Origin of the sequence: Dyadobacter chenwenxiniae (assembly GCF_022869785.1) — a bacterium.
Classification (GTDB): domain Bacteria; phylum Bacteroidota; class Bacteroidia; order Cytophagales; family Spirosomataceae; genus Dyadobacter; species Dyadobacter chenwenxiniae.
This window is the reverse complement of sequence record NZ_CP094997.1, coordinates 3,034,684-3,060,816: the sequence shown is the minus strand read 5'-3', so window position 1 is coordinate 3,060,816 and position 26,133 is coordinate 3,034,684. Positions and strand designations below refer to the sequence as shown.

Annotated in this window: 26 protein-coding genes; 16 read left to right on the top strand and 10 right to left on the bottom strand. The window is 45.9% G+C overall.

Features of this window, described 5'->3' with window-relative positions; genetic code table 11:
- Window positions 1-91 precede the first annotated feature (91 nt).
- Complete coding sequence (locus MUK70_RS13055) at window positions 92-955, top strand: AraC family transcriptional regulator (RefSeq protein WP_234607593.1); 864 nt, start codon at window positions 92-94, stop codon at window positions 953-955.
- 50 nt (window positions 956-1,005) lie between these two features.
- Here MUK70_RS13055 and MUK70_RS13050 read toward each other — a convergent pair whose 3' ends face one another.
- Window positions 1,006-2,949, bottom strand: a complete 1,944-nt coding sequence (locus MUK70_RS13050; RefSeq protein ID WP_234652764.1) for a T9SS type A sorting domain-containing protein — start codon at window positions 2,947-2,949, stop codon at window positions 1,006-1,008.
- 329 nt (window positions 2,950-3,278) lie between these two features.
- Here MUK70_RS13050 and MUK70_RS13045 point away from each other — a divergent pair, with 329 nt between their 5' ends.
- From MUK70_RS13045 to MUK70_RS13010, 8 genes are all read left to right on the top strand, one after another.
- Window positions 3,279-3,662, top strand: a complete 384-nt coding sequence (locus tag MUK70_RS13045; protein ID WP_234652762.1) for a DUF2958 domain-containing protein — start codon at window positions 3,279-3,281, stop codon at window positions 3,660-3,662.
- 106 nt (window positions 3,663-3,768) lie between these two features.
- Window positions 3,769-4,707 carry a ring-cleaving dioxygenase gene (locus MUK70_RS13040; protein WP_234652760.1) on the top strand — a complete coding sequence of 313 codons (939 nt, stop codon included), beginning with the start codon at window positions 3,769-3,771 and terminating at the stop codon, window positions 4,705-4,707.
- 73 nt (window positions 4,708-4,780) lie between these two features.
- Window positions 4,781-5,407, top strand: coding sequence for an alpha/beta hydrolase (locus tag MUK70_RS13035; RefSeq protein ID WP_234652758.1), 627 nt, complete (start codon window positions 4,781-4,783; stop codon window positions 5,405-5,407).
- A 27-nt stretch (window positions 5,408-5,434) separates the two neighbouring features.
- The gene (locus MUK70_RS13030) at window positions 5,435-6,151 is read left to right on the top strand and encodes a pirin family protein (RefSeq protein WP_234652756.1); all 717 of its coding nucleotides are present in this window, start codon (window positions 5,435-5,437) and stop codon (window positions 6,149-6,151) included.
- Between the two features lie 49 nt (window positions 6,152-6,200).
- On the top strand, window positions 6,201-6,506 hold the full coding sequence (locus MUK70_RS13025) for a response regulator (RefSeq protein ID WP_234652755.1): 306 nt from the start codon (window positions 6,201-6,203) through the stop codon (window positions 6,504-6,506).
- A 17-nt stretch (window positions 6,507-6,523) separates the two neighbouring features.
- The gene (locus MUK70_RS13020; RefSeq protein WP_234652752.1) at window positions 6,524-7,102 is read left to right on the top strand and encodes a Crp/Fnr family transcriptional regulator; all 579 of its coding nucleotides are present in this window, start codon (window positions 6,524-6,526) and stop codon (window positions 7,100-7,102) included.
- 144 nt (window positions 7,103-7,246) lie between these two features.
- The gene (locus MUK70_RS13015; RefSeq protein WP_234652750.1) at window positions 7,247-7,711 is read left to right on the top strand and encodes a PA2169 family four-helix-bundle protein; all 465 of its coding nucleotides are present in this window, start codon (window positions 7,247-7,249) and stop codon (window positions 7,709-7,711) included.
- Window positions 7,712-7,921: 210 nt separating this feature from the next.
- Window positions 7,922-8,170 carry a hypothetical protein gene (locus MUK70_RS13010; protein WP_234652748.1) on the top strand — a complete coding sequence of 83 codons (249 nt, stop codon included), beginning with the start codon at window positions 7,922-7,924 and terminating at the stop codon, window positions 8,168-8,170.
- 30 nt (window positions 8,171-8,200) lie between these two features.
- Here MUK70_RS13010 and MUK70_RS13005 read toward each other — a convergent pair whose 3' ends face one another.
- The 3 genes from MUK70_RS13005 to MUK70_RS12995 are packed head-to-tail and all read right to left on the bottom strand — an operon-like array spanning window position 8,201 to window position 10,609.
- Complete coding sequence (locus MUK70_RS13005; protein ID WP_234652746.1) at window positions 8,201-8,461, bottom strand: hypothetical protein; 261 nt, start codon at window positions 8,459-8,461, stop codon at window positions 8,201-8,203.
- Window positions 8,462-8,484: 23 nt separating this feature from the next.
- Window positions 8,485-8,964 (bottom strand): CinA family protein, encoded by a 480-nt coding sequence (locus MUK70_RS13000; RefSeq protein WP_234652744.1) that lies wholly within the window; start codon window positions 8,962-8,964, stop codon window positions 8,485-8,487.
- A 7-nt stretch (window positions 8,965-8,971) separates the two neighbouring features.
- Window positions 8,972-10,609 (bottom strand): alpha-amylase family glycosyl hydrolase, encoded by a 1,638-nt coding sequence (locus MUK70_RS12995; protein ID WP_234652742.1) that lies wholly within the window; start codon window positions 10,607-10,609, stop codon window positions 8,972-8,974.
- Window positions 10,610-11,015: 406 nt separating this feature from the next.
- Between MUK70_RS12995 and MUK70_RS12990 the strand changes: the two genes are divergently transcribed.
- Window positions 11,016-11,978, top strand: a complete 963-nt coding sequence (locus tag MUK70_RS12990; protein ID WP_234652740.1) for an MBL fold metallo-hydrolase — start codon at window positions 11,016-11,018, stop codon at window positions 11,976-11,978.
- Window positions 11,979-11,985: 7 nt separating this feature from the next.
- Here the strand turns inward: MUK70_RS12990 and MUK70_RS12985 are convergent, their stop codons facing one another.
- Window positions 11,986-12,378 (bottom strand): cupin domain-containing protein, encoded by a 393-nt coding sequence (locus tag MUK70_RS12985; RefSeq protein ID WP_234607579.1) that lies wholly within the window; start codon window positions 12,376-12,378, stop codon window positions 11,986-11,988.
- A gap of 163 nt (window positions 12,379-12,541) precedes the next feature.
- Between MUK70_RS12985 and MUK70_RS12980 the strand changes: the two genes are divergently transcribed.
- Together MUK70_RS12980 and MUK70_RS12975 are read left to right on the top strand one after the other, a co-directional pair.
- Window positions 12,542-13,036 carry a response regulator gene (locus tag MUK70_RS12980; RefSeq protein WP_234607578.1) on the top strand — a complete coding sequence of 165 codons (495 nt, stop codon included), beginning with the start codon at window positions 12,542-12,544 and terminating at the stop codon, window positions 13,034-13,036.
- A 231-nt stretch (window positions 13,037-13,267) separates the two neighbouring features.
- Window positions 13,268-13,624 (top strand): hypothetical protein, encoded by a 357-nt coding sequence (locus MUK70_RS12975; protein WP_234607577.1) that lies wholly within the window; start codon window positions 13,268-13,270, stop codon window positions 13,622-13,624.
- 97 nt (window positions 13,625-13,721) lie between these two features.
- Here MUK70_RS12975 and MUK70_RS12970 read toward each other — a convergent pair whose 3' ends face one another.
- The 4 genes from MUK70_RS12970 to MUK70_RS12955 form a co-directional block, all read right to left on the bottom strand.
- A complete protein-coding gene (locus tag MUK70_RS12970) occupies window positions 13,722-16,019 on the bottom strand; it encodes a PAS domain-containing protein (RefSeq protein WP_234652738.1) in 2,298 nt (765 codons plus the stop codon).
- A gap of 215 nt (window positions 16,020-16,234) precedes the next feature.
- The gene (locus MUK70_RS12965) at window positions 16,235-17,860 is read right to left on the bottom strand and encodes an NADP-dependent glyceraldehyde-3-phosphate dehydrogenase (protein WP_234607575.1); all 1,626 of its coding nucleotides are present in this window, start codon (window positions 17,858-17,860) and stop codon (window positions 16,235-16,237) included.
- A 149-nt stretch (window positions 17,861-18,009) separates the two neighbouring features.
- The gene (locus MUK70_RS12960) at window positions 18,010-19,158 is read right to left on the bottom strand and encodes an MATE family efflux transporter (protein WP_244784829.1); all 1,149 of its coding nucleotides are present in this window, start codon (window positions 19,156-19,158) and stop codon (window positions 18,010-18,012) included.
- Entirely contained in the window at window positions 19,079-19,339 is a 261-nt protein-coding gene (locus MUK70_RS12955) for a hypothetical protein (RefSeq protein ID WP_244784827.1), read from the bottom strand. Before MUK70_RS12955 ends, MUK70_RS12960 begins: the two co-directional genes overlap by 80 nt.
- Before the next feature lie 311 nt (window positions 19,340-19,650).
- Between MUK70_RS12955 and MUK70_RS12950 the strand changes: the two genes are divergently transcribed.
- The 4 genes from MUK70_RS12950 to MUK70_RS12935 all read left to right on the top strand — a co-directional run bounded on the left by MUK70_RS12950 (window position 19,651) and on the right by MUK70_RS12935 (window position 25,265).
- Entirely contained in the window at window positions 19,651-22,038 is a 2,388-nt protein-coding gene (locus MUK70_RS12950) for a TonB-dependent receptor domain-containing protein (protein WP_374759712.1), read from the top strand.
- A gap of 128 nt (window positions 22,039-22,166) precedes the next feature.
- Complete coding sequence (locus MUK70_RS12945) at window positions 22,167-22,616, top strand: response regulator (RefSeq protein WP_234607572.1); 450 nt, start codon at window positions 22,167-22,169, stop codon at window positions 22,614-22,616.
- Window positions 22,617-22,667: 51 nt separating this feature from the next.
- Window positions 22,668-24,725 carry a PAS domain-containing sensor histidine kinase gene (locus tag MUK70_RS12940; RefSeq protein ID WP_234652733.1) on the top strand — a complete coding sequence of 686 codons (2,058 nt, stop codon included), beginning with the start codon at window positions 22,668-22,670 and terminating at the stop codon, window positions 24,723-24,725.
- Between the two features lie 54 nt (window positions 24,726-24,779).
- Entirely contained in the window at window positions 24,780-25,265 is a 486-nt protein-coding gene (locus tag MUK70_RS12935) for a hypothetical protein (protein WP_234652731.1), read from the top strand.
- Here the strand turns inward: MUK70_RS12935 and MUK70_RS12930 are convergent.
- Window positions 25,238-26,110, bottom strand: coding sequence for a DMT family transporter (locus MUK70_RS12930; RefSeq protein ID WP_234652729.1), 873 nt, complete (start codon window positions 26,108-26,110; stop codon window positions 25,238-25,240). The genes MUK70_RS12935 and MUK70_RS12930 overlap by 28 nt on opposite strands.
- Window positions 26,111-26,133 lie beyond the last annotated feature (23 nt).

Below are 26,133 nucleotides of genomic sequence, written 5' to 3'. Positions count from 1 at the left end.
TTGTGTTGTTTTGATTTAACGACACAAATTTTGCAGTACGAGGGCGATCATTTCTTGTAAAAATTTGGGTTAATTCCGTAATTTTATAGGTATGGAAATACATAATCTGTTTCAACCATTTGACATCCGGTTCGTTAAGGTCAACGAATGTCCGGTCAAGGCGCATAAGAATACATTTATTGAATTGATATACATTATTGACGGGGACGGCACATACCACATCAATCAGAGTCAGTTCAAGTATTCGTCGGAAAACTTGTTCCTCGTAATGCCTATGGATATGCATTATACAGAAGTGCTGACTACAACTTCATTTATGTTTATCCGCTTTAACAACATCTATTTAAATGCACAGCGTGCTAATGAGCAGTATAGCAACCTGGGAGACTGGGCGCATAAGCTGGAATATATTTTCCAGAACAGCAATCATCTGCAAGGCTGTATTTTAAGAAATGCGCATGATAAGCCGCTGGTGAGGGCCGTTATGGATGCCATTGTGCAGGAATATGTAAACCAGCAAACGCTTCATAAAGAGCTTGTTCAGCAGCTGATCAACACATTGATAACGGTGGTTGCAAGGAATATTTCGTTGCATATTCCTGAGAAATCCAATATCACCCAGAATTTATCTTTGGAGATAATACATTACATACACCGGAATATTTACAACCCGGATAAGTTAAAGGCGGAAAACATTGCTTCCCACTTCAACATTTCTTTGAATTACATCAGTGAATATTTCAAGAAGCACACCCATGAAAATCTTCAACAATACATCATCAATTACAAATTGTCACTGGTTGAGATCAGATTGAAGCATAGCGATATGCGACTGAACGAAATTGCCGCTGAACTGAACTTCACGGATGATAGCCATTTGACAAAAACATTCAAGAAATACAAGGGTGTAAGCCCGGCGGAATATCGGAGGCAAAGACTGGCGCTGGCTTCCTGAATTTGCCATGCTCAGGGAAAAGCAGAAAGTTTTTCCCTGAGCATGGACACTTACTTTTTAACAACTTTATACCTTTTTCCACTGGCCGTGATGGTATACAAGCCAGCAGGAAACTTGCTCATATCCAAAGTCATAGCATGCAGCGGTTGCCTGGATACATGCAGCCTTGTCCCAGCCACATTCATTACTTCGACCTGTCCGAGTATTTTTTCTGATTCAATGGTCAGCACATCGGTTACCGGATTAGGGTAAGCTTTAAGCAAATCGTTTTCGGCGATTTTAGTGCTCACAGTCCGGCTGTATGTAAACTTGCCATCAAAATCTACCTGCTTGATGCGATAGTAGTAAATCCCGGCGGGAAGGAATTCTTCCTCATATTCGTAGGCGTTCGTATTTTTTGAATTACCTGCTGCCTGGATCGTGTGAATGTTCGCAAAATAGATTGCATTGCTGCTGCGCTCCAATTCAAAATGCGACGCGTTCGTTTCCTCAGAGGTTGCCCATTGGATTAAAGGGCGCCTGTTTTCATTGTTACGGACAGTAAAGTATTTCCAAACCACCGGAAGTGATGTGCCAGAGACGTGAAGTCCAGGCGAAAAAATGGTGTTTTTGTTAGAGTCGACGATCTTTAATTTATAAAAACCGGTCGCTGCTGTCCACTGCTGGGATGTACTCTGAACTTGGTTGCAGTTATCAGCATTCAGCCAGTTATACACAGAGCCGGCGGGAATGTTGGGTCCTGTAAATGTCAGGTTTGTGCTTCCGGGAGCCTGGCTGGCAGTCACTTCTGCCGGTGGTAAGGCCGGATATGGCGTGGATTGACTCATAAAATCACTGGTGATCTTATCGTTCCAAAAGCCGGCCAGGGAAATCAGGCCGGAATAAACCTGGCCGTCCGGAGAAGGTGTGACGCCGTCACCCCGGAAGTGGATTTCGTCGCTGCGATATTGGATGTCGTAATAAGGGTCCGTTTCCGGGCCCTGGTATACATGCGCATAAGTCCCATCATTGTCAATCAATTCATTTTGGGCTGCTACCACATTGGCAGAGGTTCTGGTGGCGCCATCAAATGTAAAACGGGATGCCCGCGCCACGACCCATGCCAGATTGCTTTTGCCCGAAAGGCTGCGGCTGGCATTGATTACTTCCCATAGTTTATCGCGGTAGCGATCCTTTGGGTTGACTGTGATAGAGTTTTCAATAAGGTTATCAGTTTCGCCCTGATGCCAAAGTACGGCGCGTACACCGAGTTGCGCTATGTAATTATTTAATGCAAGTCGGAGGTGACCAAAGGGGAGGCCTCTGGGGAATGTGTAGCCGAATGGCCCGGTTGTAACAGCATTCGGATCGATGCTCTGCCGCCATTCTTCAATGCCTGTGCTCGACCAGCCCGCGTTGAAAATCATTACCGGCACGCGGTATTTTTCGTATATTTTGTCCCCGAATGAGCCCCAGCACCAGGCATAGTTTCCAAATGGAGCCGTTTTTGTGCTCGCATCGAGGTGCACAAATTGCGGGCAAGGAAGTTGTACATTATTATACTCTGTGATCGTTCCGCCGCTGACATTCTGGAAATCCACACTGTTGACCTGATCATTCGCCGCGCCCGGACCGTTTGGATTGGCATCACCACCTGTGGCATTGGACTGACCCGCAACCACAAAAATTTCACCAACACCCACCCGTTCGACGCTGGAAACTTTTGGTTCACTGCCGCTTTTGACCCCACGGACTTCGAGCTTGTACCAGCCGCCTTTGATGGTCATCGAGCCATAAAAATGCCCCCCGGATGGCGTTGCATCTATAACGGTCCAGCCGCCGCCTGCGGGAGCAGCTTCACCTTCACCTGAGATACGCGGGATAAATCGGGCTTCTATTTGCTGGAATGGCTCCGCGATATACCCTCCGATGTATACGTTTGCCTCGTTAGAATTGTTTCGCTGAAAAACAGCTCGTTCAGTAGGATAAGTTACCGTTACTTGTGCGAAGCTCAAGTGTGGCGTGATTAGAAGAAAGAAGCAAGCAATTCTAAGTAAATTTCTATTCATAGGTAGTAATTATTTATGGTTTGTTATTGGTTTGAATTCAAAGATTTATAATCGACTGGGCACAAGAATATTAGCTCGGCTGGATGATTTTTACCAGTCTGTTCAGTCTTGTACCTGACTAAGAATGAGAAAATTTCTGAATTGAAAGTTAGTGAATGATCTAGTAATTCTGCGCCGTCTGTAATATTATTTATTTATAGGAGTGTAGTGTATGGCGCTGTTTTTCGGGGCTGTCTATTTAAAATAGAATCCGCTACTTTTGTTGAATGGTAAATATGATCCCGCAGAATTTAAGAGAAACAATGATCCACAATGCCCAGGAAGTGCAAAATGACCTGGCTAAGGATCATGCGCCTGTTGTGAAACTACATTCAAAATACGGCAAGGCGATCTGGCTGCTTTCAGAACTGGACGCGGCCAATAATATTGCATTCGGCCTATGTGATCTTGCGCAGGGGAAACCTGAATTAAGTTACGTTTCCATCACCGATCTGGAAAGCATCAAACATGCGAGACTGAAAGTCCCTATGGTGGAAATTGATCCCGCTTTTGATGGCAAATATCCAATGAGCGTATATCTGGAAGCCGCCAAGGTCAATAAACGTGTGACGGAGGATGAGGCAATGCTGCGGGAAGCCTCGCTCAGACTTGCTCTGTAATTTTTCAACCCATTCCGTTTTCTTGTCCTAGTTCAATGTTTTGCCCCTGGGGGTGACGGTATCTTTGTATCAGCAAAAAACAAAGAGAACTAAACTTTCGGAAAACATGGAAAATACAATCAACGGCATACACCATATTACTGCCATCGCTGGTGACGCTAAAAAGAATTACGACTTCTATACACGGGTGCTGGGATTAAGAATGGTGAAAAAAACCGTTAATTTCGATGATCCTAACACCTATCACTTTTATTACGGTGATAAAGAAGGGACGCCGGGCACGATCTTAACATTCTTTCCATGGGGTAGCCAAATTCCGGCCGGACGCAGGGGAACCCGCCAGGTAACCGAAATCGGCTATTCTGTTCCCGAAGGCAGCCTTGATTTTTGGTTGAAAAGACTGGATGCGAACCACGTAACCTATAATAAGGTTGCGGAGAAATTTGGAGAACAATATCTTACATTCCTGGATCCGGACGGTCTGAAATTCGAGCTTACCGTTCCTAAAACGGTTGACAACCGGACGCCGTTTGAGACTTCCGAAGTGACTGCCGAAAATGCTACACGCGGATTTCACAGCATTACGATCACCAGCAATACGATTGAAGAAACGGCCAAAATCCTGACAGATATTTTCGGTTATAAATTAATGGAACAGCATGTTAACCGCTTCCGGTTTGTGACGGATGCAGTTGAAAATGCGGCGATTGTCGACCTGGTTGAAGTGCCTGGCGAGAGAGCCGGTCATGTAGCGGGCGGATCTGTTCACCACGTTGCTTTCCGGGTTGCGAATGACGATATTTTGATGGAATTCCGTAAAAAAGTCGTTGAAGCCGGACATCAGATCACGGATAAAATTGACAGAAATTATTTCTATTCACTTTATTTCCGTGAACCTGGCGGTGTGTTATTTGAAATTGCAAGCGATAATCCCGGATTTGCAACTGATGAAACGGTTGAAGAATTGGGTACAGGTTTGCAACTTCCGCCTCAGTACGAACCACGCAGAGCCCAGATTGAAAGTGTGCTTCCTAAATTGGTTTAAGAAAACATGCCGATTGGCCGGATTGTGACGTAGTTCACGTCCGGCTTAATTTTTTAACATTAATTCAAATATCATGTATACGCATAGCAAACAAGTCGTTAGGGACGGTGCGCCGATTGAAGAAGCCAAAAAAGCGATCGTCATGTTGCATGGCAGAGGCGGATCTGCGGAAGATATCATTTCGCTGAAACGTGTGCTTAACATTAACGATATGGCCATTTACGCACCGAAGGCGAGCAATAACAGTTGGTATCCTTATAGTTTTATGGCACCGGCTAATCAAAATCAGCCGGCGCTGGATTCGGCATTGGACATTGTGGATCAGGTGGTTAGGGACATAGAAGCGGACGGGATATCTGCTGAAAATATATATTTTGCGGGATTTTCACAGGGAGCCTGTCTCACTTTGGAATACACCACAAGAAATGCGAAGCGGTATGGCGGGATCATTGCTTTTACAGGCGGATTGATCGGAGAGCAGGTTGCAGAAGAAAATTACAGCGGAGACTTTGCAGGCACGCCTGTTTTCATTGCAACGGGCGATCCTGATCCGCACGTGCCGGTTTCAAGGGTGAAGGAAAGTATTGCGATCCTGGAACGGATGAATGCTTTTGTCACATTCGCGATTTATCCCGGCCGCCAGCACACGATTTCGTCGCAGGAGATTCAATTGGCTAATAAAAACGTTTTAGACGCCTGAATTCAGCACCAGTAAAAAAAGGAGGTCATGAAAAACAATATTTTGCATAAAGCCGACTCCCGTTTCGTGGCGGATCATGGCTGGCTGAAAAGCGCTCAGACATTCAGTTTCCACGATCATTACGATCCCCAAAGGATTCGGTTTGGCGCGCTGCGGGTTTTGAATGATGACATTGTGAATGGGGGCAAAGGTTTTGGAAGACATCCGCATGACAATATGGAAATCATTTCCATTCCCTTGGAAGGCACATTGGAGCATCAGGATAGCATGGGCAATGTGGCGGTCATAAATCCGGGAGAAATTCAGGCCATGAGCGCTGGAACCGGCATCTATCATACAGAATTCAACAAAGACCCTGCTGAATCTGTAACATTCTTGCAAATCTGGCTTTATCCGAATAAGCTGAATGTGACACCACGTTACGACCAGCTGGATTATAGCAAAGGGGACAGGCACAACAAATTTTTGCAAATTCTTTCGCCGGAACCGAGCGATGAAGGCGTGTGGATCCAACAGCAAGCCTGGTTCCATATGGGTGAATTCGATAAGGATTTTGAAACGTATTATTCTCTGAAACAAGCGGGGAATGGACTTTATGTATTTGTTATTAAAGGAAGTGTTACCGTTAATGGTCAGGCTCTGGAGCAGAGAGACGGTTATGGCTTGTGGCCCGATTCGGATGTGAAAATAGCTGCTGCCGACGACGCCCAAGTGCTTTTAATGGAAGTTCCGGAGGAGTGGTGAAATGCATAAAACCGATAGGCGGAAGATTGAATCTTAAATCCAAAATAACATGGCAGATGTAAATATTCTGGTGCTGGCCGATCATGCGGAGATCCTGGAAACCATCATCCGACTGATCAATAAAAACGAAGGTTGGAGGGGCACCGGCGTTGCCGGTTATGATCAAGCAGAGGAAGCTTTGAAGACAAATAAATTTGATTTAGTACTTTTAGGCGTTGGCGTCGATGACGAAGCGGAGGCCCGGATTTTGCGCCTATGTGAGTCTATCGCGCCCCAAACGGTCTGCATGCGGCATTACGGAGGCGGAAGCGGCCTGCTATCCTCCGAAATCCAGCATGCATTAGCGCAACGGTAACCTGAAAAGATTGAAGCATGTTTGAGAAAATAAATAACTATGCATTGCGGTGCATGATGTTCACTCCCGAGGACTTAGCCTATTTTGATTCCCTGCTTCAATTTAAAAAATTCCCCAAAAAGAGCTTCCTTTTGCAGGAGGGCGAAGTATGCCAGTTTGAAGCATATATTTTGAAAGGTTGCATCAGGACTTACCACATTGATAATTCCGGTGCGGAAGTCACGTTGCAATTTGCAGTGGAAGATTGGTGGGTTAGCGACATTACCAGTTTTCAGAACCAGACGCCGGGCCTGGTTTACATTGAAACACTTGAGGATTGTGAGCTTCTCATGCTCACACCGGAAACCAAAGAAAAACTGCTGTCCAAAGTGCCGGGGTTTGAGCGAATGTTCAGATTAATGGTGCAACGAAACCTTGCCCAATTGCAGGAAAGGCTGTTTCGAACCATTTCAACCACTGCGGTCGAAAAATATCTTGACTTTCTTAACCGTTACCCCGCCATTCCACAAAGGGTCGCCCAGCACTACATTGCGTCATATCTTGGATTTTCGCCTGAATTCCTAAGTAAAGTGCGGAAAAAACTGAGTGAAAAATAACGATCTGTTACAGCTTCACACAGTATTTTGTGCCTATACGGCGTAAAAACGTCTACAAATTTTCCATTGAATGTTATTTAGGGCTGGTTATTGTATTGGAACAATAATTGTTCTGGTCCTGTCATAACCAAATTAGTAAGAGTCATGGAAAATAATTCAGCAGTAGTAGACATACTCAATGATTTGATCCTGATTAATAACGACCGTATTGAAGGATATAAAAAGGCAACTGATGAAACCGATGGTTCTGACACAGACCTGAGATCATTATATTCAAATCTCGCCGATCATAGCCGAAGCATTGTTTCGGAATTGTCCGGTGAGGTAACCGCATTGGGCGGAGAGCCTGCCACAGGCACCATGGTGTCTGGCAAGTTGTACAGGACCTGGATGGATGTGAAATCCGCATTCAGCAGTGACGGCAGAAAAACTTCGCTTGAAAATTCTGAGTTCGGCGAGGATGCCGCGCAGAAAGCCTATGACACTGCATTACAATCGGATGAGCTCACGGCTGATCTGAGATCATTGGTAACAAGGCAAAAAGCTATTTTGAAAGATGGTCATGATACGATTAAACGTCTTCGTGATTCGGCAAGAATAGCGCACTAAAATATTCATCATCAACAAACTAGCGAAGGGCCTTTTTTGAGAGGTCCTTCGCTTTTTAATATAAAATCGGGCATGAATATTTTTCGTGCCCGATTTTATGCATTACGCATACTAAGTTCATTCGCAATTGAACGGGTAAATATTAGCTATCCAGCTTCCGATCATTTTGATTTGGAAGCTGGATAATTTTTTGCCTAACCAATACTCGACATGAAAACCCTCATCTACGCCTGTATGGCGATCAATATCGGCGCTGCCGTATTTCTGCTGTTTTCTATTTTTAGCAGCGGTCAGGATTCCGGAGGAAGAGCGATGGTGCTCCTGCCTATTCTTTTGCTCATAGGATGTGCGGTTGTATCCTATTTTCTGATGAACAGCGGACACACAGGGTGGGCATTGGTTGTCAGCGGGTTTCCTGTGGTGATCCTTGCTTATCTCGCTTTCATTTCCTTCACCTGATCAGTTCTCGGGCTGCGGTCTTTTCGTAGCCTAATTGTCGTGCTTGCGGCCTGTCGAGTCAGCATTCAGGTTGGATTGGTTGGATGGGTAACCCAGGCTGTCATTTTGATTATCCTCGCCTATGCCCGTCGCGGCCCGGCTCTCAGCGCCACTGCTATCGTTCGGTGTCGTTTCAGATTTACTTCCTGAACCTTCACTGCCCTTTTCAGAATCGTTCACTGTTCCGCATGAGGAAAGTGAGATGCACAATGCAAGTGCGGACATTGTTAACATTGATCTTAATGCTTTCATAATCATTAGGTTGTTGATTTAAATTAATTGGGTATTTCATCCAGGATCAGCTTTGCAACTCGATCAATGGATTGTAGTACAACTTCTTCCGGACCGCCTGAGAACTGTTCCCGGACCGCCACAGATTTTCCATTTAAACACGCATGGATAAATATCGTTCCTACGGGTTTCTCCGGGCTTTCGCTGCCACCAGGAGTTGTGAGGCCGGTGACAGCAACATGGATATCCGCCGGTATAAAGGTTTGCAAACGTTCAGCCAGTTCCTGGGTAACTTCTGCGCTTTCGGGCGTGAAGCGTTCAATCATTTTTTTGGGAACTTTCAAAATGTCGGTCTTAAGTGATGCGTCGTAGCAAACCAGACCACCCTTCAAAATTTTCCCGGACTCCGAACAGAGAGAAAACTCGGCTGAAAGCCTGCCCGCGGGGGCACTCTCTACAAAAGCGACCGTAAGCCCTTTGGCGGCTAGCGCGTGGCTGCATTCCGTTACAATTTGCGAGGGCATATGCGTATCATTTAATGTTATTAAGTTCAATGAGCAACCCTTCATCACCACCAAGCGTGATAATGTCTTCCACCATCATGCCAATTCGCTCCACTTCTGTTCCCAGCAGGACGGTCCCGGAGTAGGACTCTTGTCTGGGTTTGAAATAAGCAGGTCTGTGACTGAGATTCAGGATAATTAAAAACTTTTCGTCATCACGCTCGCGGATGTAGGAGATCAGCTGCTGATCGGCGTAAACCGGGCGGTAACTTCCCACATTTAATGCCGCATGTTTTTTACGCAGCTGGATGAGTTTGCGGTAAAACCAAAGTTTGGAGTATTCGTCCCCCTTTTGTTTTTCGACATTCACACGGCCCGAGTTGAAAGGCAGTCTCAGCCAGGGTTTGTGGGCCGAAAACCCGCCATTGACCTCACTGCTCCACTGCATTGGTGTACGCGCAGGGTCACGGCTCACATTCAGCTCAGGCATATTGAGTCCTTGCGGGTCTACAATTTCGTTCATGGGAATGGGCACGTCGCGCATTCCGATTTCATCTCCGTAGTAAATTGTGGGTGTCCCGCGCAGCGTGAGCAGCATTAGGGCGGCTACTTTCGCCTGGGCACGTCCTACACGGCTGGATATCCTGGGTTTATCATGATTTCCCAACACCCAGTTGGGCCACCCTTCGGCAGGCAGCGCACCTTCGTATTCATCGATCGTCATAGCGATTTGCGGCGCGTCCCAAGGCAGAGTTAACAGCTGAAAGTTGAATGGCAAATGTGCTCCCTTGTTGTCTTGTCCATAATAGGTAACCAGCTTATGGATCGGCAGATAGATTTCGCCTATCAGCACGCGATCTTCGTACTCGTCTGTAACCGCCCGCATCATGCGCACAATGTCGTGAACCTCAGGCTGATCTGTGGAATAAACGGGTGTATAATGGTCATAAATGAGATCGTTAGCATCGTATGGTGAGCCGGGGAACGGCGGGTTGTCTCGCAATTGAGCATCCTTAATCATGTGCCACATTACATCAACACGGAAACCGTCAATGCCTTTATCCAGCCAGAATCGCATAACATCCATCATTGCTTCCTGCACCTCGGGGTTGCGCCAGTTCAGGTCGGGCTGCTCTTTCAGGAAGGCGTGGTAATAATATTGTCGCGTTGTTTCATCCCATTCCCAGGCATGTCCGCCGAATACGCCAAGCCAGTTATTAGGAAACCCGCCATCCTTTTTCCCATCATGCCATATATACCAGTCGCGCTTCGGATTGTCCCTGGACGATTTGCTTTCAAGGAACCAGGGATGCTGGTCAGAAGTGTGGTTAGGGACAAGGTCGAGCAGCAGTTTCATCCCCCGGTTATGCACCTCGTTCAGGAGCTGGTCGAAGTCGTCCATTGTTCCAAATAATGGGTGTATGCCCTGGTAATCCGAAATATCGTAACCAAAATCGGCCATCGGGGATGAAAAGACAGGAGACAGCCAGACGCAATCAATCCCGAGCCATTGCAGATAATCGAGCCTGCGGATAATGCCCTGCAAATCCCCGACGCCATCGCCGTTAGAATCCTGAAATGACCTTGGATAAACTTGATATATAACGCCCTTCTGCCACCAAAGATGCTGTGACAGCACGGATCGTTGTGCCATTACTTGCTCCATAATTGTTGGTTTTTTTGTAAATCAAAACCGTTCATTGTAAAAAATCGAGCCTGCACAAGCGTCACTGCGGAAAAAATGGCCTTCGCGCCCCGTTGATTCGCGAAGGTGCGTGGATGTGTATACTCAACTCCCGTGACAAGAATGGGATGAGGAGTCAGAACTGGATGAAGGCGTAGGACAAATACATTTGGAGTATAACCAAAGCATAACCTGTGAGGCAGGAGGGTTATGTATTTTATGTATTATACGTCCAAAGGCATTCAGCACATTAGGGTTGGATAATGAAAACAAGTTTAAAGAATTGCATTTTTACCACAAACTTCTGTACGCATTGAATGTAAGTGGCACAGTTTTTAAATCGCCGGGTTTGTTGGCAAATTCTGTGAACTAATAGATAAACTAAAAAATGGAGCAAATAACAAAACAGGAAAACAATGCTTTCTTCAAAGTCGCGGAAGGCGTTTGGGGGTTGACGGACATATTTGTGAACGTATACATTGTCCAAAACAAAGGCGATAATTCCTGGGTTTTGATCGATGCAGGGCTGAAAACGGCTTATCCCAAGATCAAAAAGATGGTGACCCGGTTATTTGGTGAAAACGCCCGGCCCAAGGCAATTGTACTCACGCACGGGCATTTCGACCATGTAGGTTCACTTAAAAAATTAGCAGAAGAATGGGATGTTCCTGTATATGCACATCACCTCGAAATGGCATATCTGACCGGGAAATCGGGCTATCCGCCACCGGATTCAAGTGTTGGCGGTGGGATGATGGCCTATATGGCTGACCTTTACAGCGCGGCTCCTATTGATTTGTCGGGCCGGGTGGAGGAATTCCCTGGCATTACACCTGACATTCCATTCATGCCCGAATGGAAATACATCCATACACCCGGACATTCACCAGGCCATGTGAGCTTTTGGCGCGAAAAGGATAAAGTGCTGATTGCGGGCGATGCCGTTGTGACTACCAAACAGGAGTCGGCAATGGCTGTTCTCCTCCAGACAAAGATCGTCAGCGGACCACCTAAATATTTCACGTGTAATTGGCTTAAAGCAGAAGATTCGGTGGATCAACTGGCTTCATTGCTGCCCAATGTGCTGGCTTCCGGCCATGGTAAGCCTATGTATGGCAAGGATATGCAGCAGCAGTTGTTAGAGCTGGCTTATTATTTTGAGGACAAGGCCGTGCCGGAAACGGGCCGATACGTGATGAGTCCGGCCATCACGGATAGTGAGGGGATCGTGTCTGTACCAAAGGAAACGGCTGAGCCATACCGGGTGCTGCTGACAGTGGGTGCAGTGGCCGGATTAACTGCACTTGGCTGGGCCCTTTACTCGAAATACAGAATGCAAAAGAGCTATTAGCCAATGCCTAGCTCTTGAATGTAGTTATAATAATGTCAGCGTCAGAAGTGGCTTGAATGCTATGTGCTATGCCAGCATGAAAAGTCATCATCTGACCTGGCGTTGTGTAGAAAACCCTGCCCTCCGTCTCTACCTTCAATTCCCCCGATAACACCTGAAAACTGAGACCTTCTGCAATAGAGTGGTTGTTAATCACTGCGTCCTGTTTCAGCGCTGACAATACCATCGTAATTTTATCAGATTTATAAATGGTGATTGCATTGCGGTCATTCTTCACCCATGAACGCTCATTTTTAAGCTGTTCCAGGTACATCGGGATATCCGTGAACACATAGGGGGCGTCCAGTATGCGGTCTCCATCCGGACGGCTGTCAGTTGATTGATTTGATTTAATATCCATTTCGACACCTTTTAAATGAATTTTTTGGAATGTGAAAATGTGCGAAAAACCGTGCCACTGCTTATTTCAGGCAACTCGCGATTTCATGGAATGATTTTTGAGTAGTGTCTTTATCATCTCACAATTTTCATAAAATCGTAGGCAAAACAAATGCAACTGTAAAATGGATAATAAAGAGATTTACCTTGTAGACGATTCCGCTGATCACAGATATCTTGTGAGGACGATTTTTAACAAATTCCTGCCGAACTACCATGTGCGTTTTTTCCAGGGAGGTAATGAACTGTATCAATTTCTGATTCTTCAATCTGCCCCCAGCTACACCGGCAGGCGTCCGGGTTTAATCATCATGGATCTTAAAATGCCGTCTATCAATGGTTTAGAGCTATTGAAGCTGATTCGTCAGACGCCGGACAACGGCGTCACCCAATGGAAAACAATGCCGATAGTGATTTTAAGCAACAACAGCTCTAACGAAATTACCACCAGGTGTTATCTTGCGGGAGCGAATTCCTTCTTTATGAAACCGGTTGAATTTGAGGAGCTTAGATATATGCTTGAAACCATTTGCCATTATTGGATGGATTACAACAAGCTGCCCGCAGTTAGCCCAACAGAGTCACAGCAAAAACCAACTGCACTGGATCTTGACGAGTAGCACCAGGAACTTTTACGATTTGGAGGGCGGATTTATCCGGTAGGGAAAATGATAATTTTCCGGGACACGTTCGACTTGTTAAATGCTGTAAGTAATTGTGCCTAAAAGAACCGCGTAATATTACGTAACAGGTCGCCATTTAATAATTAAAACGACCATTCAATAATAGGAATACGGCATTTGTGGGCTATTTTGGCTTATTTTGAATGTCACTCATAACTAGCAAACACTGTGGAAAGCAATAGAGAAATCGGCGCAACCATTATATTATTTGGAATGATCCTTTTTTGGGTTATGTCTACAATCAAAAAGAATCACCGGGCGAAGCAGAAGCAGAAAATTCTGCGTGAAGGTATTCAGGCAAACGCAACGGTTTTGAATATCAAGCCAACTGGTGAATATCTGAATAACCTTCCGGAATATCAGATGAAAGTGAAAATCCAACACCCAAAAGGCACAGATTTTGTAGCAGAAGTTACCGAAACATTGTCTTACTCAAAATATGATTCAATGAAGCAAGGAAGTCAGGTTTTGGTAAAGTACGACCCGGAATATTACAAACGGGTTATTTTTTTACAAACCGCCTGAAAGATATCAATTACACACCTATCAAATAAATAACACACCTATTCGCAATGTATTGCGGTTCAATGCAAGGCAATCACCATTCAAGCGGTGATTGCCTTTATTTTTTTCTGTAAGCTGCAATCTTGGCAAATAAGTCATTGGGAGTAAACGGTTTGCTGATATAATCATTCATACCGATCTGAAAGGCAAGGTCCTTTATATCCAGCATAGCGGATGCCGTGAGTGCAATAATGGGCAGCGTTGCGTATTTAGGGTCGGGGAGATAGCGGATTTTGGCAGTGGCCTCGTAACCGTCCATTATAGGCATTTGCAGGTCCATTAAAATAAGGTCATAATCGTTCTGCTGCACGGTTTCGTAGGCGATAAGACCATTTTCAGCAACGTCGAAATCGATTTCCCACTGTTTCATGAAATTTTTCATCAGGAAAATGTTCACTGCATTATCTTCAACAATGAGCACCTTCATGCCTTTTAAACTCTGAATGTCGGCCGTTGCGCCACTTGTTTTGTTCGCTAGTTGCGTTTCGCTAAGCTTAAATGGCAGGCTAAAAAAGAATACAGAGCCCTTATCTTGTTCGCTGCGCACCTGGATTGTGCTTTTCAGTAATTCCAATAACCGCTTGGTGATGGTAAGACCAAGACCGGAGCCTCCATATTTTCTGGTTGTATCTGATGTTGCTTGCGTAAAGCTGTCGAAAATGTTATTGATTTTTTCTGCGGGTATGCCAATGCCGGTGTCCGCAACCTCAAAATCAACCGTTACGGACTCTTTTCCCCGGTTTGCCACCGACGCGGAAACTGTAACTTCACCCGCCTCTGTGAATTTTACTGCGTTACTGACAAGGTTCGTCAGGATTTGTCCAAGCCGAACGGGATCGCCTACTACGGTCAAGTCCAGTTCTTTATCGATGTTAAGTTTGAGCGGAATTCCTTTCTCGTCTGCCTTTTGCGTGTTGCCTGAGCGAATGTTTTCGAGCAAAGAAAGAATGTTGAAATCCACTTCTTCAAACTCTATTTTGCCCGCTTCAATCTTACTGAAATCGAGGATGTCATTGATGAGTACTAACAGATTCTCAGCCGAAAATTTAAGAATATTGAGATACTCCATTTGCTCAGGCTTCGGGTCCTGCTGCAAGAGCAAATGCGTAAATCCGATTACGGCGTTCATGGGTGTCCGTATCTCATGACTCATCGTCGAGAGGAATTGCGACTTGGCCACGCCCGCCATTTCCGCATCTTCCTTTGCCTTGATGAGTTCCTGCTCATTTTTCTTCTGGGCATCAATGTCCATTATGGCTCCATAAAGCTTTGCTACCCGGCCGGTCTGATCTACAAAAGGCTTTCCTATGGCATGAATGAATTTGATCTTCCCGTCCGGAAGCACGATCCTAAGGTCGAAACTGGCAGGATTCAGGTTGCTGACGGCATCTTTGATGTGCGAAATATACAAGTGCATATCGTCCGGATGGATCATTTGGGAAAACAACTCCGTATTAGGACCGGTGCTGTTGGGTTCGAGGCCAAAGATGCGGAACGCTTCGTCGGACCAGTAGTTTTGCCCGGTGACCAGATCGGCCTCCCAACTTCCACTATGTGTAAGCTGTTGAGATTCAGCCAGCATAGCCTCATTACGGCGGATGAGTTCTTCTGCGTTCTTCCTATGGCTGATGTCATGCCAAACCACGAGTAACACTTTTTTATTATCAATGTGCACCGGATTCAATGTCACCTCAACCGGAAACTCTTCTCCGTCCAATCGCTTATGCACCCATTCGAAGCGGTTATAGCCTGTTTTGCGGGCTATGTAATCCATTTCCAGTGATTTATCTGCTGAACGCCGTCCGTCGGGCTGGAATTCGGGTGAAAATTTGGCCGGATGGATGGTAAGCAATTCGCTTTTATCCTGGCATCGCAGCATTTGCACAGCCGCTTGGTTACAATCCAGAATGCCCCGGTCGTCTATAAGCAAATGGGCATCGGTTGAATGTTCAAAGACCACACTTAGCTTTTCCCGCAGGGAATAATGCTCATGAATGTCGGTAATGGAACCTACCATGCGTACCGGCTTTCCATTTGCAAACTTGGCGTTTCCGCGACATTCGAAATAGCGATAACCCCGGTATTTTGTAAGAAGCCTTACCTGCACATTATAGGGGATATTTTGTTCAAGCTGCGCTTTTACAGCGTTTGATACAGTCTCTTTGTCGTCTGGATGAACCAGGATTTTTGTAAAATTTTCGTAGCCGGGTAGGACTTCATTAGGTTGATATTCAAGTAATTCAAAGAAACGATCCGACCAGATCTGCTCATCAGTATCGAAATCCCAATCCCAGATTCCGGCATTAATACCGGAAATCACCATTTCCAACGACTCGATTGTAAAAGCGGAACTCATTAGCTATTTCTTTCCTATGTTCATTTAAAATAAAGCTAATTAAATTGTTTGATACTGTTACAAAAATGGATTTTGTAAAACTAATTTGGTGAATGTTTAACGGAGTGGTGTAAATCTCCGGCAATATAAAAGCGGGCAACGACCGTCCATGTCTGCACAACCATGGATACATTGGCGGCCATTGCCCGCTGGGCAATAAAAGCTTTGAAAATCAACTAGAAAATAAATTTCGTGCTGAGGAAGTTCGATGTGTCTTCATGAACGATTTCATTGATCAGCTGCTTGTTCGCATCGTTCATTTTGAATGCAACAAGTGAGCGGATCGAGAAAGCACGAATGGCATCGGCAACCGATAATGTTCCTTCCGCGCTGTCTTTACGGCCGGTAAAAGGAAAAACGTCCGGCCCGCGCTGGCATTGGCTGTTCACATTCACGCGGCTTACCTGGTTTACCAACGGATCGATCAGCGCTGCAACTTCATCGGCATTGTTACTGAAAATGCTAACCTGTTGGCCGTGCGTTGATTCGATCAGATATTCTATTGTTTCTTCCAGATCATCGAACGGGACAACCGGCACGATCGGGCCGAATTGTTCGTCATAATAAAGCTTCATTTTGTTATTCACCGGGTATACCACCGCCGGATAGAAGAATGATCCTTCCGAGGTCCCGCCGTTTTCATTGATGATCTGCGCGCCGTGTTCCAGCGCATCCGCGATGCAGTCATTCAGATATTCGATCTTATTGGTTTCCGGCAGGGGAGTAAGCGCTACGCCTTTTTCCCAAGGCATTCCATATTTCAGTTCACCAACCGCAGCACTCAGCTCTTTCAGGAACTGATCCGCAATGCTTCTGTGCACCCAGATGATTTTCAAAGCCGTACAACGCTGGCCATTAAAAGAAAGTGAGCCTGTAATGATTTCTTTTACAGCCAGATTAATATCAGCATGAGGCGTAACAATCGCCGCGTTTTTGGCATCCAACCCTAAAACTGCGCGCAGTCTGTTTACTTTCGGGTGCGACTTTTTCAGCTCGTTCGCCACTTTACTCGATCCGATCAGCGTCAGGACATTGATCTTCCCGGATTGCATAAGGCCCGGCACAATGGCATTGCCGCGTCCGTAAATAACATTCACCACGCCTTTTGGAAAACTATTCATGAATGCTTCCTGCAATGGATAATGCAGCAGCGTCCCAAATTTCGGGGGTTTGAAAAGTATGGTGTTGCCCATGATCAGCGCGGGGATCAGGGTTGTGAAAGTTTCATTTAAAGGATAGTTAAAAGGCCCCATACAAAGCACAACGCCCAGCGGCGAACGCCTTACCTGAGCCGCAATGCCGTCCACAATGTCAAAACCGGACGAATCCCGGTCGAGGTTTTTCAGGGAATCAATGGTTGCATAGATGTACTCGATCGTGCGGTCGAACTCTTTCGCTGAATCAGCAAAGGACTTACCTATCTCCCACATGATCAGTTTCACGATAATGTCTTTTTGCTCGATCATTTTACCCGTGAATTGCTCCACGCAGTGAATCCTTTCGGCCACGCTCATGGTGGGCCATTCACCGCGGCCATTGTTATAAGCAGCAACGGCAGCGTCCAGGGAGGCAGCGGCTTCATCAGCTGTACAGATCGGATAACTGCCGATCAGTTTCCGTTCGAGACCATTTTCAGTTTTAATGCATACAGGTGAATAAACCTCGTGAACAGGGCCGTCCCAGGTTTTCATTTCGCCATCGCTGAGATACTCGCGCTGGTGTATCAGCGAGGGCAGCAAAAATTCCGCAGGAATGTCTTTTTCTTCAACAAAGATGTTTTTTAACGTGGAATTGAAATCCATTGAGTCGTTTTTTATTGTGGAACCGGAACATTTTTAACGTACTGGGATGATGACGAGGTTTAGCCATTTTATCCCTAATCACAAAACAAACTTAGCGGACTTTTGAATTCTTTAATGGATTGATTTCGGCCTAAAATGACTTAAAATTGTCAAATATTACTATGCCTGGCCATTTTGAAAAAACGCGTTATTAAAAATATCGATGCCATGGTAAGTCCCAGGATCAATCCCAGCCACATGCCTACGGCGCCAAGCTTAAAATGAAATGCGAACAGATAGCCGACCGGGATCCCAATCACCCAATAGGCGACGCCAATGAGGATTGTCGGCGTTTTTACGTCCTTAATGCCGCGCAAAAGCCCAGCGCCAATTGCCTGGGTGCTGTCGGAAATCTGGAATACGGCCGCAAACAGCAGCAGCAAGGCGGACAAAGCCAGAACCTCCGTATTTTTATTAAATAACGTCGGGATCTGATGCCGGAAAGCCGCAAACATGACGGCGCAGATTGTTCCGTAAATCAATGCTGTGAGAATGGTGCTTTTTCCGATGACGAAGATTTTGAACCAGTCGTTCCTGCCCAGAGCATTGCTCACGCGGATTGAGCCTGCCTGTGCAAGACCCATAGACACCATAAATGTGAGCGAAGCACTGCTCAAAGCAATCTGGTGCGCGGCCTGCGCCACAGCTCCCAGTGTTCCTATAATGATCCCTGAAACGGCAAAAGCCCCTGCTTCCATACCAATCTGCAAGCTGCTGGGAACACCAATATGCAACAATTCACGCCAGGTTTGTGCTTTAAACTTCCATTGGCTGCTGCTCACGGCAATGTAACGGGAGAATGTTTTGTGTTTTAGAACAATGGCGGCCAATGCTAAAAACATGCAGGTCCGGGTGATCAATGTGGCCCAGCCTGCACCTTCAAGTTCCAGGCGCGGGAAGCCCCAGTTGCCGTAGATGAGCAGCCAGTTGAGCAGGATGTTCAGCGGCATTCCGGCGAGCGACAGGATCATGGCAGTCCTGGTAAATTCCAGCCCATCCGCAAATTGTTTCAACGTCATGAAAAGCAGCATGGGAATAATGGACAGACCCATCAGTTTCATAAAAGGAATAGCCAGCGTAACAACTTCGGGATCCTGTCCGAGGTTATGCAGCAAATCTTTTCCAAAAACCAATGTGAGGGAGATCGCTAACGCGGTTAGCGCGCAAAGGCAAAAACCATTAAACAAATAATGCGAAACCAGCTGCGAATCCCGACGCCCATTGGCAAGGGAAACCATTTGGGAAACAGAAATTGTCATCCCCTATGCCGATCACAAACGGGATGTTCATGGCATTAATGACCAGCGCGGCGGCGGCAAGTTGTTTGTAGCTGATTGCGCCGACCATGGCGCTGTCGATCAGGTGGAGGGCCATTTGGGCGAGTTCTCCAATAATAATGGGTAAAGCTAATTTTAACGTTTGTGATGCTTCGTTTTTCATGACTTACTAACAGATACTAAAAAGACTGCAAAGTTAGATAACCCAACCGGATAAACTTTGATTCGCTGAAAAGCTGTCTTCTTTTTGATATCGTTATTATGGGTCCAGGTAAGTAGCGGATTTATTCGTCTGTCCAGTAACTTGGTAGAGTAAAAACAATGAGAGAATAGGGTTTCTATATTTATACAAAAAAGAGAATATCGATAAAACGCTTACAAAAATTTATAATGACGATCAAAAGCAGCATTGCAGCAAGAGGGCTCGGTAGGGCAACGGTAACGTTCACATTTGCGGGATTGGGCCTGTTATTCATGATTATTTGCGGCGGTCAGCCATTGCTTGCGCAAACTGCAAATAAGTTGTCTGTCACCGGGAAAATCGTGGATAGCCAAAGCAACAGCCCGCTTGGCTATGCAAGCATACGACTTTTCCGGACTGCCGACAGCACTTTTACCGCTGGCGCGATCACGGACGAAACCGGCGGATTTGTGGTGGACATTGTTGCTGGTTCGTATTATGCGTTGTCAGAGTTCATCGGTTATAAGCCGCAAGTGACGCAAAATATCAGGCTTACCGCCGCAAACTCACCATTGAACATGGGCATCATTAAAGTATCGGGCTCGGCCAGGACACTGGACGAAGTTACCGTGCAGGCGGAAAAAAGTTCGATGGAATTATCGCTGGATAAAAAGATCTTTAATGTTGGGAAAGACCTCGCTAATGCGGGCGGAACGGGCGTTGATATTCTTACCAACATTCCTTCGGTTGCCGTCGATGTGGAGGGCAATGTTAGCCTGCGAGGAAGCGGGAATGTACGTATACTAATAGACGGTAAGCCTTCTGGTCTGGTAAGTATCAAGGGTGCCAGCGGATTGCAGCAATTGCAGGGAAGCATGATAGAGCGTGTGGAAATCATTACTAATCCATCCGCACGTTACGAGGCGGAGGGAATGGGAGGGGTTATTAATATTGTATTGAAAAAAGAGCGAAAAGAGGGCATTAACGGCTCGTTTGACATTATAACAGGTTATCCTACAAATTACGGAGCGGCTGCTAATGTTAATTACCGACGCAAAAACCTCAATTTCTTTATTAATTATACATTGTCTTACCGGAATACACCAGGCAAAAATTACCTTTACCAGGAGCTTTACCGCGGTGATTCGACGTTCATTATGGAGCGTGATATGACTTCCAACCTGAAAGGGATGAACAACAGCGCCCGCGGTGGGATTGATTATTATTTCAACCCAAAAAACATTCTGACCGGCTCGTACACATGGCGGACCAGCAAAGGAAAGCGGTTTTCGACATTGAAATACAGGGATTATCTGACCAGCGTTAACAACCTGACCAGCTTTACAAACCGGACGCAGGATGAAACGGAAACGGAGCCGAATTCCGAATATTCGGTCACATACAAAAAGACATTCGACAAAAAAGGGCAGGAGTTCACAGCGGACGTCCGCTATCTTGACAACTGGGAAAATTCGGACCAATATTATCGGGAGAATGTTTACCGGCCCGATGGAAGTCCGTCCGACATTCCACCGCTGCTGCAACGTGCGGTAAATTATGAAACGGAAAAACAACTGCTGTTTCAGATGGACTATGTGCATCCGTTTGGCAAAGAGGGTAAGTTTGAAGCCGGGGCGAGGAGCAGCTCGCGTGACATGACGAATAACTACACCGTTACACAGGAAACCAGCGAAGGCTGGATCACTTTACCCGACCTTACCAACAACTTTTTATACGAAGAAAACATTAACGCGGCCTATGGAATTGTGGGGAACAAAACAGGCAAATTTTCTTACCAGGCAGGTTTACGTGCAGAATGGACGGGTGTAACCACGGAATTGAAGCAAACAAATGAGGTGAATAAGCGCACTTACGCCAATCTTTTTCCGAGCGTCCACGTGACCTACGATTTCGCCAAGCAGAATGCCTTTCAGCTGAGTTTCAGCCGCCGGGTGCGCAGGCCGCAATACAATGATCTGAGCCCGTTTGCAACTTATAGCGACAACCGTAACTACTGGAGTGGTAACCCCGACCTCAATCCCGAATTTACAAATGCATTCGAACTCGGGCACATTAAATATATGGGTAAAGGTTCGCTCACATCATCGCTTTACTATCGTCACACAAACGGGAAGATCACAAGCATCAGAAGAGTTCAGGAAGACGGAAGCTCTTATACGCGCCCCGAAAACCTGGGGACAGAAGATGCTTACGGAGCGGAATTTACGGGCTCATTTACGCCTTACCAGTGGTGGAAGCTGGATGGCAGTGTTAACTTTTTCCGCGCAATCACCGACGGAACGGATTTGGACGAAGAATTCCAGAGTGATACTTATAGCTGGTTCGTGCGGATGATGTCCCGCTTTACGCTTTGGAAAAACACGGATTTGCAGCTAAGGGGCAACTATGAGGCACCTCAACAAACGCCTCAGGGCAAGCGGAAGGCACTGGCGACACTCGATCTGGCAGCCAGTCGTGATATTTTGAGAAACAATGGCACACTTACATTGAGCGTGATCGATGTTTTCAACTCACGCAAGTTCAGGTCAGTGATTGAAGGCGATAATTTCTATACAGTAAACAACTCTCAGGGGCGCAGAAGGCAGATTAACCTCACTTTGAATTATAGATTACACCAGGCAAAAAAGAAACCGAAAGAGGGCGTAGAGGGGGAATTTTAATACTGCAAATTTTATTAAACGGTAATTTTCTCTAAATTGTATTGTGATTTGGCTAAAATAATTGAAAAATTCTTCCAGTCTGTTGTAAGCCAGTGAAAAACGATAATTAGAGAATTTAAAACCGGATTATGAGCGCAAAACCAAACAAGTCAATTTTCCTTGCTGACGACGATGCGGATGACTGCATGCTGTTCGAAGATGCATTGAGAGAGGTGAGCACATCAACGGAGCTAATTACGGCGAATGATGGCGTTGAACTGATTAATCTGATGGAGACAACCGTTCCTCCGCCGCCAGACGTAATTTTTCTGGATCTGAACATGCCAAGAAAAAATGGTTTTGAATGTTTGGAACAGATCAGAAACACAAAAGCCTGGGAAGCGATTCCGGTTGTAATCTTTTCTACGACAGGTCAGGAAGAAATGGTACGCAAGGTGCATGCGCAAGGTGCCAATTATTTCATCAGGAAACCGGGGTCTTTTCTCAAATTGAAGCAGGTGATCAAGCAAATGCTGGATATAGACTGGACTAAGCACAACTGGAAGCCGGTTGCAGGCAATTTTTACTACCAATATTAATTTCGGATTGTTCACCTCCCAAATTTGTAAGTATCTTCCATCAGAAAGCTAGTGGACAATTTACAGCAGGAAACGGATTCAGGTAAGCGTGTTATCAACACAAACTCTCATAATACGCTAATCAGTGTAAACGATAGCGAAAGCAAGTTCAGAAATACAATGAGACAGGCACCGGTAGGAATCACAATCCTGCGCGGACCCGATTTTGTTGTAGAAATGGCCAATGATACGTATCTCAGTATAGTAGGTAAGCGGGAGGATGAATTTGTAAATAAGCCGCTGTTTGAGTCCCTTCCCGAAGCCAGGGGCTCCATCGAGGACGTTCTGAACCGGGTGCTGGAAACGGCAATTCCCTATAATGGCAATGAGTTTGAGGTAATTATCAGGCGTTCCGGAAACCCTGAACATTGCTATTTCAATTTTGTATATCAACCCCTCATTGAAGATTCCGGAGAGATCTCCGGAATCTTCGTGGTTGCGACGGAAGTAACGCAGCAAGTGCTGGCCAAGCAACGCCTTGAACGCAGCGAAAACCAGTTCCGGACCCTGGTTACGCAATCGCAATTCGCAAAAGCGATATTGAAAGGGCCCGAATTTGTGATCAGCATTGCCAACGAAAGTATGCTGAAAAATTTGTGGGGCAGGGAATTGTATGAAGTGGTCGGGCAGCGCCTGTTTGATGTTTTTCCTGAGCTTGAAGATCAGAATTTGGGAAAAATCCTCCGGGATGCCTACCAAACTGGCAAATTATATCGGGACACGGAAGCTTCTATCTTCATTAACGGAAGCGATGGGCTGAAAGAGCATTATGTGGATTTCCAATACGCGCCTATATTTGAAACTGACGACGAGGTTTCCGGCATCATGATCTCCCTGAATGATGTAACGGATAAAGTGACATTTCGCAGGCAAATTTCGGAGGCTGCGGAAAGATTATCCCTGGCAACCGACGGAACGCAGCTGGCAACCTGGGATCTTGACCTGAAAACACGGCACATTATTTATTCAGGTCGTCTGGCCACCATTTTTGGATTTGAAGAAACCAAGCTGCTCACGCATCAGCAAATGCGTGATATGGTCCATCCTGAGGATAGAAAAGCGGTTGTAGAAAAGGCTTTTGAAATAGCATTGCAGACCGGCACTTATTACTACGAAGCACGCATCATTCATCCTGATAATTCTGTCCACTGGATCCGGACGCAGGGGAAAATCCTGTATGACGAGAATCGCCGCCCGCACCGAATGCTGGGCACAATGATGGACATTACCGATCGTAAAGAGGATGAGCTTGCATTAAAAATCAGTGAGGATAAATACAGGACATTAGCTGATGAGCTGGAATCGCAGGTCCAGCTCCGAATAAAAGAACTGACTATTGTCAACAGCGAACTGGTCAAAACCAATATGGAGCTTGCACAATTTGCATATGTGGCAAGCCATGACCTTCAGGAGCCATTGCGAAAGATCCAGACGTTTGCAACAAGGATACTGGAAACTGAAAATGATAATCTTTCGGATCGCGGTAAGGATTATTTCAGGCGTATGCAGGCTTCCTCCACGCGTATGCAACAACTTATTGTGGATTTGCTCGCTTTCTCACGTGCTAATGCAGTCGAAAAACATTTTGAAAAGACAGATTTGAACATTGTTTTACATAATGTTCGGGAACAGCTCGGTGACATGATCCTGCAAACCAATGCCCGGATTGTGAGTGATGAGCTGCCAGTGTGGAACATTATCGAATATCAGTTCGAACAGCTTTTTACTAACCTGATTGCGAATGCGATCAAGTTTACCAAGGCGGATACAACACCAGTTATAACAATCCGCTCGGGATTGATATCGGGCGAGCTGATTTCATTAAACGGCGCAGACGCACATTTGACCTATCAATATTTATCATTCTCCGACAATGGCATCGGCTTTGATCCGCAGTTTAAGGACCGGATTTTTCAGGTGTTCCAGCGCCTGCACAACCGCAGTGCGTATGAGGGAACCGGCATCGGTTTGGCAATTTGTAAAAAAATTGTTGAAAACCACAAAGGTCTCATTGATGCGATCGGAAAGCCGGGAATTGGCTCTACTTTTATCATTTATTTGCCCGTTTGATTGAGGTGGTATAATTCTTATAGCGCAAAGTTGTAAGACGAAATTATAGCCACCATGATTGATCGAATACTACCCAATGCCGAATGGCTTGCAGTTATCGCTGCGTCCGGAATCATCGGAACAGCGGTAATGACACTGTTTATGTATGCCATGACTTTTATTACCGACAAGGTGATGAAAGTGACCAAGATTTTAGGCACAATGATTACTTGTCAGACCACCGAAGACCGCGGTTTATCAGAGCGTAAGACGGCAATTTTTACAGGGGTGGTGGCGCATTATCTCGTCGGGATCGCCTTTGTTTTCTGCTACCATATCCTTTGGTTTTTAGGAGTAGGGCAGCCTGATTTTGTGAACGGGCTGATTCTCGGTTTTGCAAGTGGCGTTTTGGCTGTAATATTCTGGTTCACGTTCTTTGCCGTGCATCCTTTTCCCCCCGATGTTGATCTGAAATCTTATCTGCTGACACTGTTTCTGGCCCATTTTGTGTTTGCGCTTACGGCTGTGTGGGCTTACGTGTTCTTTGCAGCGCGACTGTAGGACCGTTGAAAAGTGATGGCAATGCCGCTGAGGATGATAATCCCGCCAATGATCATCTGCCAGGTTATCTTTTCGTCAATTAGCGCCCAGGCCAGCACGCCCGTTACAACTGCCTGGCTCAAAAGAGCGAGTGATACGCGTTGCGCATCCATTTTCTTGACTGCATAAGTGATTGCCAGCCAACCTATTAATTGACAAATCAACCCTTGAATGACAAAGACGCCCCAGACAACCGGCGTAAAATTCCAAAGCGGCTCACCGAAAACGAGGCAGATCGTGAACAGGTAAACGCTGGAAACTGCCATGCTGATTGTCATGAAACTCATAATGTTCAAGCGGTTCAAAATGGATTTGCTGATGAGCATATAGGTGGCATACAGCATTCCGGACAGCACTGCCAGTGCGAAGCCCCGGTCCAGTTTCATTTCCAGAAACGCCTCAGGCCCGATCAGAACCACCATGCCTGCAACAGCAATACTTGTCCCGATCCAGAAACTGGCTTTCGGTTTATCACTCAAAAAAAAGAAAGATCCGATCCCCACCCAGGCAGGAGCCAGGTTGGTCAGCAGGGTGGCTTGTGTGGCATTGGAATAGCGAATGGAGAGGTTCCAAACGGCAATATCCGTGGCAAAAATGATTCCGCAAACGATAATCGGAATCCATAATGCTTTATCGGGCCAAGTAAATTTGCGCTTCAAAATAACCAAGGGAAGCAAAAACAGCACCCCGAAAAACATCCTGTAAAACGCAGAGGTAATTCCTGAAACCGGTGCCCATTTTACCAAAACTGGAAAAATACTGATACAAAAAAGCCCAATCAGAAGGGCGATTCGAGGATTCAACATGGCTAAAATAAATTCAGGCAAAG